This is a genomic window from Microvirga sp. BF8 (genome assembly GCF_059888585.1).
Window position 1 is genome coordinate 641,453 of record NZ_CM187619.1, and the last position, 16,560, is coordinate 658,012.

The 16,560-nt window shown below is 60.6% G+C and carries 4 protein-coding genes; all 4 read left to right on the forward strand.

Annotated features, from left to right (window positions below):
* The first annotated feature begins 126 nt into the window (after positions 1-126).
* Positions 127-2,265, forward strand: coding sequence for a GGDEF domain-containing protein (locus AC522E_RS03045; RefSeq protein WP_500748923.1), 2,139 nt, complete (start codon positions 127-129; stop codon positions 2,263-2,265).
* A gap of 88 nt (positions 2,266-2,353) precedes the next feature.
* Positions 2,354-3,790, forward strand: coding sequence for a glycosyltransferase family 2 protein (locus AC522E_RS03050; protein WP_500748924.1), 1,437 nt, complete (start codon positions 2,354-2,356; stop codon positions 3,788-3,790).
* Positions 3,791-4,231: 441 nt separating this feature from the next.
* Positions 4,232-13,291: a cadherin domain-containing protein gene (locus AC522E_RS03055; protein ID WP_500748925.1), complete on the forward strand. Its 9,060-nt coding sequence runs from the start codon at positions 4,232-4,234 to the stop codon at positions 13,289-13,291.
* A 450-nt stretch (positions 13,292-13,741) separates the two neighbouring features.
* Complete coding sequence (locus AC522E_RS03060) at positions 13,742-16,294, forward strand: cadherin domain-containing protein (RefSeq protein ID WP_500748926.1); 2,553 nt, start codon at positions 13,742-13,744, stop codon at positions 16,292-16,294.
* Positions 16,295-16,560 lie beyond the last annotated feature (266 nt).

The following is a 16,560-nucleotide window of genomic DNA, read 5'->3' on the forward strand; positions in this document are numbered from 1 at the left end:
CAAGTCAGTAGTTGAAATGCCAGATGCGTCTGTAAGGGCGCAATTCTCGAAAGATAAACGGCTATTCGCAGACGGTCGTGCAGTCGTTGCACAATCGAGACGCTGCCAGGCTAGGGCGAGGCAAAGATGTTGTCACTGAACGGAAGCGATTTCCTCCGTGTTGCGATTTTCAGCGGCGCGTTAGGGTTTGCGGTATTCTGCGCTTCCTACAGCGTCTCGGTCTGGCGGAAGCGAAATAAGGGACGCAGTTACCGCCCAAGCTGGGCGCGACGCATCTCCTACGCCCTCGTGGCACTCGGAGCGGTTGGCCTGCTCGCCTCATGGGGCTTCAGCGAACTCGAAAAGCGCGAAGGCGTTGCCGGCGGGAACGACCTCTTCGTCGTGCATGCCCGCCGGGATAACACGGTTCTGACCCTGACCTCGCGGGACGCGGTCGAAGCCGGGGAGGTGATCGCGGCATTCGTCCCCCCAGCCAACCAGACGCAGCTCGCCGTCAAGAACATCCAGCAGGCGCAAGCGCTGGCAAGGAAGGAAGCCATCCGCGTGCAGTCTTTGCCGGTCGATCAGGGGCTCGTCCAGCGCGAACTTCAGATCCGCACGCAGATTACCCAGGCGGAAGGCTTTCTTCTCGAGCTTCAAAAATCGCGGGGCGAGGCCGACAAGGCACGTGCGGCGCTCCTGACGGAATGGACGCGCGAGAAGACCCGAATCGAGGGGGAGATCGCATCCACCGAGAAGTCTCTCTCGGCGGCCTTGAGCCAGCTGGAGATTGCGCGCACGGCCCTGCAGCAGGCCGCCGACGCGTTCAAGAAGCAGATCATCACGCAGCCGGTCTATGACACGCGACGCTCGAACTTCATCAATGCGGAGCGTGAGGTCAACACCCAGCAGGTGGCCTTGACCTCGCTGAATGCCCGGAGCCAGGCGTTGGAGGATCGTTTCAGGCAGTCCGATACGTCTCTCAGTCAGCAGCTTGTCCAGATCGAAGAGAACACCACCAAGTTCAGCGCCTCGCTGGAGAGCTACAAGGCACAACTTGCCGAGACCGAGCGCCTGCTGGGAGATGATCGCGCCCGTGCAAGGACGCTTGTCGAACGTGAAGTCGAAGCCGCGGATCTCGAGACTTCGATCGCGGCGGCGGAGAGGGAGCGTTCCATCGAGACGACCCAGTTGAAGGCGCCGTTCTCCGGTCATGTTGTGTTCCGCCATCCCACCCCGGGGCTTGCGGCCGATGGCGCCCCGGTCCTTGCCCTTTCCTCGGGCGCGGGCTTCCTTGCCCGGATCAGGCTGCCGCGCGCTGAGGCTGACGAGCTGGCGTCCGAAAAGCGGCCGGTCGCGCTCGTGCTGGATCACTCCGCGATGCGCAATGTCATCACGGCGAACTTCGTCGAAGCCGAGCCGGTTCCGCTCATGAAGGATCAGGTGATCGCGCTCTTCGACTGCACCCTTCCGGCAGAGGTCATCGCGAGCCTTGGGAACTCCGCCGAGCCGATCAAGGTGCGGCTGCTCTGGAAGCCCTCTCTGCTGCGGAACACGGGGGCCCAGGCGAGCGCCGCGTTGGCCCTGCTCGGTGTCCTCGGCCTCATGTTCGGAGGAACCCGTGCGAAGAGGGAGAACGAGTTCAGTGAGGCAGCACGGAACACGACTATGGCGCCCGTCCCGCCCCAGGCTGGATCCGACGCGGGAACATCGCTCCAGAGCCCGCCGCCCTCCGGTCTGAATTCAACGAGCGAGATCGTTGATATCCGAAGCCGCAAGGCAATGGTCCAGAACCGCGGCGAATCCGTACCCAAAGACTCCGTCACGGGTCTTATCGATCGCGACCAGTTCCTGGGCATCGCCGAAGCGGAAGTGAAAAACGCATCCGAGGCTGCCACCTCCCTGTCGGTTCTCATTCTTCGCATCAACCAGCTGAGGGAGACCAACACCATCTATGGGCGCAAGGTTGGTGATGCGGTCCTGAAGGATTTGGCCGAACTTTGCCGCGGCTCGCGCGATCGGGATCTTTCGGCACGTTGGTCGGGTGAGGAGTTTGTCGTGCTGCTCCCGGAGACGGACCTTGCGGGGGCTGAGGTCGTTGCGGAGCGGCTGCGCCAGAGAGCGAGACAACTCCGGGTCAGTGACCTGCCGCATGTCCAGGGCTCCATCAGTGTCGGAGTGGCGGACGTGCTCGCCGGCGAGACGACGGTGCTGCCGGCGCTCGAAAGAGCCGCCCGGCGGGCCGAAGAGGAGACTCGCGGCATGCGGACCGTCGCCACCGCCTGAGGGGCAGGAACGCACGCAACGGCTGGAGCCCTATTCGGCGGCGCTCGAGGCCAGGACAGTTCTGCCGGATCAGTGAGCGAAGGGCGAAATGTCCGATATGGTGGATCACACGGGGGCCGGCAGGGAGTTCAGGGCGCGCCGGCGCTCTCTCCCTCGGGCGCTGGTCAACTTCCTCGCCGTCGTCACGTTCGTTTACGGTGTCTCTCTCCTGCTGACCTTGCCCTGGAGCATGAAGGAGGCTGCCTTTGCGGAAAGTGGGCTCGCCGCCACAGGACCACTTGGACACATCAGGGCTGTCCTGCTGGTGGGGATCGGGACCTTCATCCTGGTGCGCTGGCTCGTCATCCAGGGGCTTGCCTTTACGGAACTCAACCGGATGCGGCGATCTGCGCCGGTCGAGCCCGACAAGCTGCCTTTCGTCTCGATCCTTGTGCCCGCCTACAACGAGTCGGAGACCGTTGTGGCTGCGCTCCAGTCCCTGATCCACCTCGACTATCCCGCTTACGAAGTCATCTTCGTCGACGACGGGTCTTCCGACGACACCTATGCCAAGGCGCTTCCCGTCGCCGGTCAGCATGGCCGTTGCACCGTTCAGGTGTTCACGAAGCCCAATGGCGGCAAATGGAGTGCGTTGAACTTCGCCTACGAAAGGGCGAAAGGCGATCTCATCCTCTTCGTCGACGCGGATTCGGGCCTGGCGCGGGATGCGCTGAAGGTCATGGTGCCGCGTGTTCTGAGCCCCGGCGTCGCCGCCGTGTCAGGGCAGGTCACGATCCGCAACCGCATCAACATGCTGACCCGGTTCCAGTCGATCGAATACCTCCTCGGCAACGGCGGAATGCGGACGGCCCTGAGTTCCCTGGGAGTGGTCACCGTAGTGCCGGGCCCCATCGGCCTCTACAGGCGCGAGATCCTAGAGGAAATCAGGAATCTGCCGGGAAACCGGTCGAAGGAAACGGCCGGACGCAAACCCGGCGACGTCTTCGGCCCCCTGTCCGGCGAGACGTTCGCGGAGGACTTTCAGCTGTCGCTTTCGGCCCTCGCCCTGGGCGGCCGCATCGTCTATGAGCCGCGCGCCTGCGCCTATACGAAATGTCCGGAGGATATCGGCACGCTCATGAACCAGCGCTATCGCTGGTTTCGCGGCACCTGGCAGGTCTATGCCATCTATTGGCGGCAGCTGCGCCACCTGAGGAAGGAGAAGATCCGCTATCTGCCGACGATCATGGCATTGTTCTATCCCCTGGACATTTATCTCGTTCCCATCCTGAACCTCGTCTTCTGGGGGTCGATCGCCCTGTCCGCGGCGACAGGCGCGTCGTTGGACGATGTCGTGGCCTGGATTGGATCGGTGAGCCTGCTGAACGTCATGACGGCCATGATCTACGTCCTCGAGCAGGATGACGAGATCGAGCTGTTGCCTTTCGTTCCGTTTCTCGACCTCTACCAGAGCTTCCTGGTGAACAGTGCCTGGATCGTCGCCGCGATAGACGAGGTGCGGGGCACGCGGATGAAATGGTCGTGAGAGGTTTCTTCGCATCGTTCGTCCATGCCGGCGGCAGCCGCCGTTTTGATCCGGCCGAGATGCAGCGCGACAACAATTTGAAGTTGTGAGGCGCCTCGAGAACCTAACGGTTGGTTTAAAATCGCACTCCTCCGGCCAAGATTGCGAAAATTGCGAACAGACTTGCAAACTTGCAAGGTTCCTTTGAGGGATCATCGGGCGTGGTTAACGCCGCCCCAGGCATCCGCGATCCTTGCTTCCTCTGCAGCAAATTGTGTCCATCCCCCAACGGCAGTGCCGGGCTATACGCTGGCTCTACTCGACGCGGATTTAATTCCCTCTCTGAACGAAGAGCTTGGCGTCTCCCCCGTTTGATCTAAGAATGTGACGTAAGAACATATCATTGCCCGAACCATCAAAGGGACGGGCCGTGAGGCAACAGTCAGTCTTAGGGGACGTCACATGAACAAGCCCGTTTTCGACAAGGCCCTCGTTAGCGAGACGATCCGGCTGGATAACCTGGGCAGTCTCAACTCCGCCGATGGATTCGCTGAGTTGGTGCCCACCGAGATCGTTGCTGCCGCCGAGGAGGAGGTTCGGCACGGGTCTCATGTCAATGTCGAGCGTGCGGATCAAAGCCTGGGCCGTTCACAACAGGCATCCGGAGAGGGCCACGATGGGGCAGCGACACCCGCAGGCGCCGAAGAGGAAAGCCGTAACCTCACCCTCGGGCCCAATGTAGTGACTGCCTCACTCGCGAAGGGCCATCCTATCGATCTCGATGTCGCTCACGAAGCGAATGCCGAATCCGGCAGCGTGGAGACGTCTCGCTGGGATCCAATGGATCTCCTTGGCAGCACCCTCAAGTATGAGGCCGACGCCAGCTTGAACTCGACAAACGATAGGCTGGCGGCGCCCCAGGAAGAGCGCGGCGCTCCTGTCGTCCTAGACGGCTCGGCACTTTCTGCTGAGCAGTCTCAGAACGCGCTCGCGGAACCATCGACGAACGGCCCAGTGGAGACGCTTGCTGGACCGCCGCCCTCCGCAGGAATATTCAACGGAAATACAACCATCGACGAAAACCCGACTCCAAGCCAGACGCTCGGAGTTTTGCTGCCTAATGATGATGGATACGCCCACAGCTTCGCAACCGTGTCTGGCCAGCCCGTCAAAGTCCAATATGTGGACGGCACATATTATGTCCGGGTTACCGATCCTTCGGTATACAACTACGAGACGGCCACCAACCACCAGGTCAAGGCGCTGGTCAAAGCGACGACATACGACATCGAGACTGGGGAATCGTCGTCCGTTTTGCAGACGCTGACATTCACGCTCAACGATGTCTCCGAGCCGCCAATCATCGGCCTGAATGGGCCTTACGAAGTGGCTGAGAACCAAGTCGGCTTTGTGGTCGGTGAGCTCAATATCACTGACGTTGAAGGGAGGTTGATCTCAGACGTACGTGTACAAAATGACTCGCGATTTTTCGTGACCAAGAACAATGGCAAGTATTATCTTATTACATACGACCAGTTCGGGGGGGCGAACAGCGGGATCGACTATGAAACGACACCCAACCATACACTCAATGTCACCGTTTCGGCGACGAACACCGCGGGACACACGGGGTATCAGACCTTCAATCTAACGGTTCTGAACGGACCCGATGCTCCGACTGGGGTAACAATCAACGGAGGGAGTACCGCGTCCATCCCGGAAAACTCGCCCGGCGATACCGTCGTCGGAACATTGCAGGGACAAGACCCTGACAGCACGTCGTTTACCTATCAGGTGCTCAACAACGATCCGCGTTTCTACGCTGTTGGGAATCTGCTGAAGGTCAAGCCGGGAGCCGTTCTCGATTACGAAACGACACAGATGTATACCGTCTTGGTTCGTGTGACAGACGAGTCCGGCCTGTCGTTTGACCGGTCCCTTCAGGTCAATCTTACCAATGTGGATGAGGTCAACCACGACCCGGACAGCCTGTCCTTCATCGACGGTGCCGTCACGACGACCGTGAACGAGGAAATGGCCGGTGCGGTGCTCGGCACGCTCAAGGGGCATGACATCGACAATGACACTTTGACCTATTCGATCGCGCCTGGGGGGGACCCGAGCGGACGCTATGAAGTGGTCAACGGCGTGTTGAAGCTCAAGGACGGCGTGAGTCTCGATTACGAAACCACCGGTCCGTTCCATCAGTCCTCCGTCGTGGTGAGAGTGTCGGACGGCCGTGGCGGATTCAAAGACCAGGTTTTCACGATCAACATCGCCGACGCGTCAAACGACTCGCCGAACCGAAGCCCAGACAGCCTGACCTTTACCGATGGCACCGTCACGGCGACCGTGACCGAAGAGGTAACGGGTACAGTGGTCGGCGCACTCAAGGGCCACGATCCGGACAGTTACGATCCATCCAGTGTACTGAAATATGCGCTGGCGCCAGGGGGTGATCCGAGCGGTCGCTTCGAGGTGGTCAAAGATGCCAGCGGCAATCCAATCCTGAAGCTCAAGGATGGCGTCAGCCTCGATTACGAGAGCTCGGGTCCGAACCACAGCTATACGGTCGTGGTGCGGGTGTCCGACAATCATGGCGGGTTCTTCGATCAGGCGCTTACCATCAATGTCGCCGATGTGCCGAGTGATCCGCCGAACCGCAATCCCGACAGCCTGACCTTCGCCGACGGCTCCGTCGCCGCGTCCGTGAACGAGGAAACGCCGGGCGCGATCATCGGCGCGCTCATGGGACACGACCCGGACAGCTATGATCCGGCGAATGCGCTGATTTACTCGATCGCACCGAACGGTGATCCGAGCGGGATGTTTACAGTGGCCAACGGGCTGCTGAAGCTCAAAAATGGGGTCAGCCTCGATTACGAGACGTCAGGTCCGAACCACAGCTACACGGTGGTGGTGCGAGTGTCGGACGGCCATGGCGGATTCAAGGACCAAGCCTTTACGATTGCTGTCACCGATGTGCCGAACGACCCGGTCAACCGCAGTCCCGACAGCCTGACGTTCGCCGATGGCACCATCGTTGCGACCGTGAACGAGGAAACGCCGGGCGCAGTGCTCGGCGCGCTTTTGGGACATGACCCGGACAGCTATGATCCGGCGAATGCATTGACCTACTCGATTGCACCCAACGGCGACCCGAGCAACTGCTTCGAAGTCGTCAACGGCGTGCTGAAGCTCAAGGATGGCGTCAGCCTCGATTACGAGACGTCGGGTCCGAACCACAGCTATGCGGTCGTGGTGCGGGTGTCCGACAATCACGGTGGGTTCCTCGATCAGACCGTAACGATCGGCGTCACTGATGTGCCGAATGATCCGCCGAACCGCAATCCCGACAGCCTGACCTTCGCCGACGGCTCCGTCGCCGCGTCTGTGAACGAGGAAACGCCGGGCGCGATCATCGGCACGCTCATGGGACACGATCCGGACAGCTATGATCCAGCCAATACGCTGGTCTATGCGCTGGCGCCGAACGGTGATCCGAGCGGAAAGTTCGTGGTGGTAAATGGACTCTTGAAGCTCAAGGATGGCGTGAGCCTCGATTACGAAAGCTCGGGCCCAAACCACAGCTACACGGTCGTGGTGCGGGTATTGGACGGCCATGGCGGGTTCAAGGATCAGGCCTTTACGATTAATGTCTCCGATGTGCCGAACGACCCGGTCAACCGCAGTCCCGACAGCTTGACTTTCGCCGACGGCACGACCACAGCCTCGGTTATCGAGAACATGACCGGCGCCGTTGTTGGCACGCTTATGGGTCATGACGCCGATATATCCGACGTTTTGACCTATTCTTTGGCGCCGAATGGTGATCCGAGCGGTCGTTTCGAAGTCGTCAACGGCGTGCTGAAACTCAAGGATGGCGTCAGCCTCGATTACGAGAGCTCGGGTCCGAACCACAGCTATACGGTCGTGGTGCGGGTGTCCGACAATCACGGTGGGTTCCTCGATCAGACCGTAACGATCGGCGTCACTGATGTGCCGAATGATCCGATCAATCATGATCCGGACAGCCTGACGTTCACGAACCACCAGACCGAGATCTCGACTCGACCCGATATGCCGGGCGCGTTGATCGGGGTCTTGATCGCTTCCGATCCCGATCCTGAGGATGCGGGGCTGCTGCGGTTCGAGCTGGTGTCTGATCCGGACAATCTGTTCCAGGTCTCGCCGGACGGAATCGTCCAGCTGCAGGCGGGCAAGAGCCTTGGCATGTTCACCGATGCCTCGATCACGGTGCGCGTATGGGACGGCCATGGCGGCTCCAAGTTGCAGGAGCTGATCATTCACGCCGATGCTCCGAGCAACAACTCTCCGCCCCAGATCCAGGTCAACGGCGAAACGGACTTCACGATCAACGACGTTGCGACAATTGCACCGTTCCAGAACCTGGTCTTCGCGGATGCGGAGGACGATGCGACGAGTCCCGCAACGCCGATCACCGTACTGGTCAGTTTCCTCGGACAGCTGACCGGCGGCTTCGAGAACCTCCCGACGAACCTGCCGCCGGGCGTGGACTTCGTCTATACGTCTGGTGACTCGATCCTCATCAAGGGCACCCACGATCAGGTCACCAGCATCCTGAGCCAGCTTCAGTTCAATCCGAACAACCGGCCGGACGGTGCTCCCGACGAGACGACGGACTTTACCGTGGTCGTGTTCGACTCGCAGGATGTTCCGTCAGACCCGCTGCATGTGCACGTCACCTCTCATGCGACGGGAGCAATGAACCACTCGCCGATCATCGAGATCGACCCGAACGGGGAGCCGGTTCCACCGACGGTCTCCGACCTTGCAACCTTCACGCCGTTCAAAAACCTGATTTTCAAGGATCAGGACGTCAACGACACCCTGACTGTCACGGTCTCCTGGACGGGGGCCGACGGCGAGTTCGATGTGTCCCAGGCCTTCGGCGTGACGATCGAGGAGAACAACCTCAACGAGAATTTCATTCGAGTCTCGGGATCTCAAGACAGCCTGACCAGCTTCTTCAAGGCTCTGCTGTTCTCGCCGGCCGACTTCCCCAATGATCCGACCGGCCAGGATCACCCGATCACGTTCAGCGTCGACGTTCAGGATCAGAGCGAAGCGCACGACAGCATCGAGTTGAGCTATTCGGTCCTGACCGAGAACCGCGCGCCCGATCAGATCATCCTGAATGCCGCTCCGATCCCGGAGGATGCTGGCGTGGGCCAGCCTGTCGGGACCTTGACGGGGCACGATCCCAACCTCGGCGATACGATCGTTTCCTATCGCCTGGTCGGCGATGCGGAGGGGCGGTTCACCCTTGAGCAATTCGGCACCGAATGGGCGATCGTCGTCCACGGTGCTCTCGACTACGAGACCCTGCCAGAGGCTCAGAAGGACCAGGCCAACAATGTCGGCTGGTACGAGATCACTGTCGTTGCCACGGATAGTCACGGGCAGGAATCGGCCCCCATCCCGGTCAAGGTCTACATTCAGAACCTCCAGCCCGAGCCCGACAACACGGCGCCGGTGATTTCCGTCGATCCCAACGGCACCACCGAATGGTTCGTGAACGACACTGACACCGTTGCGCCCTTCCACGACCTGAGCGTCTCCGACTTCGAGGATAATCGGGACGGCGCAATCATCACGGTGTCGCTGCTCATAGACGACACGATGGGCGGCACCTTTGAGTACCAGGCGGATTTCCCGGGGGTGACCCTCTGGCCCGGCGAAGGTGCCCTGGCCATCCAGGGCCTGCAGGATGACGTCAATGCCTTCCTGAAGCTGGTGGTCTTCAATCCTCGCAATGCCATGGGCCCTGCCAACTCGACGATCATCCAGGGTATCACGGTGACCGCTTTCGACTCCACGGGAGCCTGGTCCACCAAACATGTCACAGTGAACACGACAGTGACGGGGAATACCGTCGATAATGCGGCCCCTGTCATCGCCGTGTCCGACACGAACCCGATCCCGACGACGGATTGGGGTCCGGCCGTCAACCCGTTCACGAACGTTACCCTGACGGATGCGAACGGTGACGAACTGACGCTCACGATCTCGTTCAGCCGGGATGACGGTTCGCTTTCCGGGCTTCCGGAGAATACCCCGTCGTCCTATGACTCTGCGACGGGCAAGATCACCTATACGCTGACCGGGTCAGCGCTGGCCCTCACCACATTGCTTCACGGCCTCGCCTTTGATGCCACAGAGCACGATGCACCCAGCAACCAGCCGGTCACGACCCAGTTCACCATTACGCTGGATGACGGGCACCATGCCTATCCGACCAGCAACAGCCAGGTAACGGTCGTTTCGACGATCACCGGACCGGGCGCCAATGACGATATCTACCATGTCACGGCTGTCGGCCAGACTTTCGGAGAAGATCCGGATCCCGCCGTCGGCGGTTACGACAAAGCCTATATCCACGATATCGGCGGACAGTATGTGCTTGACGATGGCGACGGCATCGAGGTGCTGGAGGCCTTTGCCGAAAACACCTCCGGGATCGATGTCAAGGGCAACAACCTGGACAACACGATTGTCGGCGGCGCCTTCAACGATACTCTCGATGGGGGCAGCGCCGGTCAGGATGTCCTGCGCGGCGGCCTGGGCGATGACACCTATATCGTGTCCCGGCAGCAGGGCGTGACCGTCGAAGACGTGGCGAACGAGACGGGTGGCGTCGACACCATCAAGCTTGATGGCGCCGTGTTCAATAACAACTGGGCCGCCTATACCCTTGGCGGCTTCATCGAGAACCTCGACGCCAGCGGTTCGTCCGGCGCCGTGACTCTCGGCGGCAACGAACTGGGCAATGTCATCACCGGCAATGCCGACAGCAATATCCTGAACGGCTACGACGGCGACGATGTTCTCGATGGCGGTGTCGGGGCCAGCCCCGACATCCTCGATGGAGGCACGGGCAACGACACCTACCGGATCCGTCACCTGAACGACGCGATCGTCGATGGCGCAGACGGTGGCTTTGACACGGCCGAGATCACCTTCAGCGACGAGTATCGCCTCGCGGCGAATGCCCAGATTGAGGTTCTGAAAGGGGTCGATGGCGGGGCGGGTGTCCATCTTGTCGGCAATGCCTATTCGTCGATCATGCTCGGCAGCGGAACGGCGGCAGTTTCCGATACGCTCGATGGCGGGGCCGGCGTGGGAATTGTTCACACCCTGGTGGGTGGCGACGGCAATGACACCTACATCGTCGTCAACGCCGGCGACATGATCGTGGGTGAGATCGATGTCGACAACGCGAACGATGACGGCACGATCCACGGCAACGACGATGTCGCCTATATCTACCGCGGCCTCTATGCCACGAAGGAAGAGTGGCAATCGGCCATCGCCACCTACATGAGCCAGGGCATCGAACGGGTGATCACGCTCGATGGAGTTCCGGAGGTGCCCGACAATGCCGCGCCGACGAATGTCCGTCTCGAGGATGGGACTTGGACGGCACTCGTCGCGGAGAATGCGGGTGATCAGACGGTGGTTGCAAAAGTCGTTGCCGATGACGATGGCGACACGGCTGAACTCGCCTACGAAATGACGGCCAATACCAAGTTCGGCATCGGGGAGAATGGCGAGATCTATGTTCTCGATGGGGCCGAGCTGGACCTCGAGACGCAGCAGACCTACACGGTCCATGTCCGCGTCAGGGACCAGAACGGTTCGGGCCTCTACTCGGCCTGGACGGATATCACCATCAATCTGGCGGATGTGAACGAAGCCGCGGACCGCATCGACTTTTCGGATCTGAAAAATCTGCATGTCGGGGATTTCGGCGGAGCGCTGGTCGTCAAGGCAACCGCTCACGATCCGGACATCTACACCGAGGCCAATCAGCATAACCACTACCGGTTCCTGGATGGGCTGGGCCCCGACGGGCTGATCAGCTCGGATGGCCTCTTCGAGATCGATGCCGCTACGGGACAGGTCAAAGTCCACGCCGACCAACTCACCGATAACGACAAGGGGCAGCATTCCCTCTGGATCGTTGCCTACGATGAGTCCGATCCGTCCCTCGTCAGCCAGGCGTTCAAGTATGACGTCGTCGTTCAGGATGCGACCGGCAACCAGCCGCCGTCGAATCTGCGTCTGACGACCGGCGGAACCGCCATTGCCGTAAACGAGAATGCCGGAAACGACGCATTCCAGTATTTCGTCACGGCCGATGACGACAAACAGGGTCCTCTGAAATACTTCATGGACGCGAACGATCTTTTCGAGATCGATCAAACGACTGGCCAGATCCGCATCAAGGCCAATGCAACCCTCGACCATGAGGCGAACGCAACCTATACGGTGACCGTCCGCGCCCAGGATGGCGAGGGCGCGATTTCCGACCCGCAGACGATCACGATCACGATCGGCGACGTCAACGAGGGGCCGGATACCGTGGCGGTCGCCTATGTGGCGGACGTCCACGCCGGGAGCGGACAGGATATCGTCGTGGCTCAGGCCACGGCGCATGACTTCGACGCTCCCGACTCGGGTTTCGTCGCCAATCGCTTCAAATTCGTCGATGGCGCCTGGTCCGGCACCACGAGCCAGGATGGCTTGTTCGTCATCGACGAGTATACGGGCGAGATCAAAACTGCCCGTGATGTGGTGGGATCGGACGTCTTCAGTCACAACCTGAAGGTCGTGGCCTATGACGATGATGGCCATGTCAGCGCCGAGACGACCTATACGGTGGACGTGGGGCCTGCAGGCAACTCGGCTCCGTCGAATATAACCTTCTCGGAGTTGTTCGTGGCCGAGAATCCCGGCCCGGATGCCGTTCTTGGTCTCTTCCAAGCACAGGACGGTGAGCAGAATCCGGAGGCGCTAACCTTTACATTGGTAGAGGATGGGACGAACGGAGGCCTTACCATTCTCAATGGGAACCAGCTCGTGGTCGCCAATCCCACCAAGATCGATTACGAGCAGTATCCGACCGGCTCTTTCACCATCAAGGTCAAGGCGTTCGACGGGACGGACTACTCCGAAGTCCAGACGATCGAGATCAATATCGAGAACCTGTTCAAGGAGTCCGTCTTCGGAACGGAAGGCAACGATCTGATACTGGGTGGTGCGACTGGTGACATCCTGCGCGGAAATGGAGGCAATGATACCCTCGCAGGCAGTTGGGAGATGGATCGTCTGTTTGGAGGATCTGGGGCGGATTCGTTCGTCTTCGATACCAATCTGACCGTGACGAACCATGATCTTATCATGGACTTTACGGTTGCTGATGGAGACCGCGTCCTTCTCAAGCAGTCGGTGTTCAAGGGGCTGGGAGCGCCAGCTGCACAAGGAGAGCCCCAGCAGATTGCCGCGGCCGAGTTCGGTCTGGGAACGACAGCCACAACCGCCTCGCAGCGGATCCTGTATGACCAGACGACCGGCAATATCTACTATGACGCCGATGGGGCCAATGGGGTGGCGGCCAGGCTTCTGGCGACGATCAATAACAAGCCGGATGGTGTGAACAAGCCGCTTTTGGACGCTTCCATGTTCTTCGTCATCTAGGGAATTTTATGCCTGGGTCTCTTCACAGACGAGATCCAGGCATTTAATGTAACGATATTATCTATATAAAACAGGGGAAAACCAATGGCTCTCTCGCTTACGCCTTATGCTCCTACGGCAACACAATATCATGCCGGTATGGTGAACGGCTCCACTATCGAAATAGCCATCGACGAGAATCTTCCTGCGGGGACGCGTATTGCCGAGATTAAAGGCTGGGAGGCTACAAATTTCTCGTCGATCGTATGGGCCAATAATCCCAATAATAACTTCGAAATTGAAATAGATACCGTGAATAACAAGTGGTATCTCGTCGCCAAAGCAGGAAGCTCATTTGATTACGAGGATGAAAACTGGTTTGGAGTTTATCCGCAAATCTCATTTAAACTGGTGGATGGTTCTGGAAAGACGGTTCTTCAGTCGAACTTTCAAGTTGATCTGAATGATGTTGTGAATGAAACCGTCGACGCGGCGCCGACGGTGACGGCGGGCGGCACGGTCAATGCGGTCGACAACGGCGCGGCGGTGACCCCGTTTGCGGGCGTGACGCTGACCAACGACGACACCACGACGGTGACGCTCACGTTTGCCGACGCGGACGGCGTGCTCAGCGGCACGGGCCTCGGCACCAAGACGGTGACGGGCGGGATCGCGAGCTACACCTTCACCGGGGCGGCGGCGGCGATCCAGGCGACCCTTCAGGGCCTGAGCTTCAACCCGACCGACCGGGCGGCGAACAGCCCTGCGGTCGATACGGTGTTCACGATCGCGGCGACGGATGCGACGCATCCGACGCCGGTGACCGGTCAGGTGACGGTGCACACCACCGCGCATGGTGACGCGGCGCCGACGGTGACGGCGGGCGGCACGGTCAATGCGGTCGACAACGGCGCGGCGGTGACCCCGTTTGCGGGCGTGACGCTGACCAACGACGACACCACGACGGTGACGCTCACGTTTGCCGACGCGGACGGCGTGCTCAGCGGCACGGGCCTCGGCACCAAGACGGTGACGGGCGGGATCGCGAGCTACACCTTCACCGGGACGGCGGCGGCGATCCAGGCGACCCTTCAGGGCCTGAGCTTCAACCCGACCGACCGGGCGGCGAACAGCCCTGCGGTCGATACGGTGTTCACGATCGCGGCGACGGATGCGACGCATCCGACGCCGGTGACCGGTCAGGTGACGGTGCACACCACCGCGCATGCGGACAGTGCCCCTGTCATCGACAGCCTGTCGTCGAGCCAGGTCTCCGAGGATGCGCAGGTCGCAACGGAGGTCGGCGTCTTTGCGGTTCACGACCCGGAGGATGGCCAGGGCGGGCTTGTTTATGAGCTCAAGGATGCGCAGGGCAATGCTGCCAACGCTGGCGGTTTGTTCGCCGTCGACGCCTCTGGACACCTCACGGTTGCCAAGGCACTACCCGACGGGACCGGCAATCAGAATTTCGAGATCACGCTCAAGGTCTCCGACAAGAACGGTGGGGCAGGATCCCTGTCGACCTACCAGACCTTCACCATCACGGTGACGGATGTGGTCGCAGGTAATCATGCGCCGGATCAGCTCCAGCTGAACGGCGGAACGGTCGTCACCGTCAATGAGAATGCCGCCTTTGCCGGCAATCTCACGGCTCATGACTCGGACAACGACACTGCGTTCACCTGGAGCTTCGACAACACGGTTGCCGGCAACGCGAACAACCTGTTCGAGATCGTCGACGACGGCAACGGCACCAAGCAGCTCAAGCTGAAGGCCGGCTTCGACTACGAGGCGCTTCCCGCCAATCAGAAATTCGTCATGGTCTACATGAAGGCCGATGACGGCAAGGCGGGCGGCGTAAGTGCCACCCAGGGCTTCAAGATCAACATCGCCGAAGTCAACGAGGCGCCGGACAATGTCAGGCTCAATGCTGCGACAGCCGTCACGATCGCGGAGAATACGGCAACCAATACGGAAGTGGGTACTCTGACCGCCCATGATCCGGAAGGGCAGGCGGTGACCTACGCCCTCAGCGACAGCGCGGGCGGCCGGTTCAAGTTGGACGCGACAAAGACGAAGATCCTCGTGGTGGACGGCACCAAACTCGATTGGGAGGCGCTTCCCGAAGGCGCCAAATACCACGAGATCAAGGTTGTTGCGACCGATGAAGGCGGCATGTCCTCCGAGCAGGTCATCCGCATCAACCTGAGCGATGTCGATGACACGCCGACGACGAACCATGCCCCTTCGGGGGTGGCGCTGTCGGGGGGCCGGTCCGCGGCGGAATATGCCGCGGCGGGGACGCTGATCGGCTCCCTCTCGGCCACCGACGCGGACGGCGATGCCCTGTCCTATGCGCTCACCGACAATGCCGGCGGCCGCTTCGTGCTCTCCGGCCACAACATCCTGGTCGCCGACGGCTTCCGCCTCGACTTCGAGCAGGCCCGCTCCCACGCCGTCACCGTCCAGGTCTCCGACGGCCATGGCGGGGTCGCGAGCCAGACCTTCGCGATCGGCGTCACCGACGTCGCCCGCGAGGTCACGGCGGGCACGGCCGGCCACGACGTGTTCAAGGCCGGCAAGTACAACGACAGGCTCGGCGGCGGGCTTGGCAACGACAAGCTGTGGGGCGGGCTGGGCAACGACCAGCTCACCGGCGGCAAGGGCAGGGACACCTTCGTGTTCGACACCAAGTTCCATAAGTCGAAGAACAAGGACCTGATCCGGGACTACTCGGTCAAGGACGACACGATCTGGCTCGACAATGCCCTGTTCAAGGCGAACAAGACGCTCTACGCCGCGATCAAGAAGGGCAGCGAGACCAAGCCGCTGAAGATGGCGTCGAAGTTCTTCAGTCTCGACCACGCCAAGGACAAGGACGACTTCTTCGTCTACGACAGCCACAAGCGGGTGCTGTACTACGATGCCGACGGCTCCGGATCCAAGGCCGGCATCGCCATCGCCAGCTTCACCAGCAACAAGGCCTTGAAGAACTTCACCTACAAGGAATTCTTCTTCATCTAGGGCGACGGATCCAAGGGTGGTTTTCACTTTTGGATCCATTCGATGAACACGCCTTCGGGCGGCGCATCCTAGGAAGCCCCGGGGCTCGTCTCCGGGGCTTCAACATTGAGGAACGCTGGGCAGCCGGTCGGATTGACGTGCGTTGTCGGGCCGGCCCCGCCGGCGGAGCATTTTCGGGATCCAGAGGCCGTGTCGGCAGGAAGTGGAAGACCGATCTTCCGCTCGAAAATGCGGCAAGCAGAGACCACGGAAGAGAGTTGCGATTC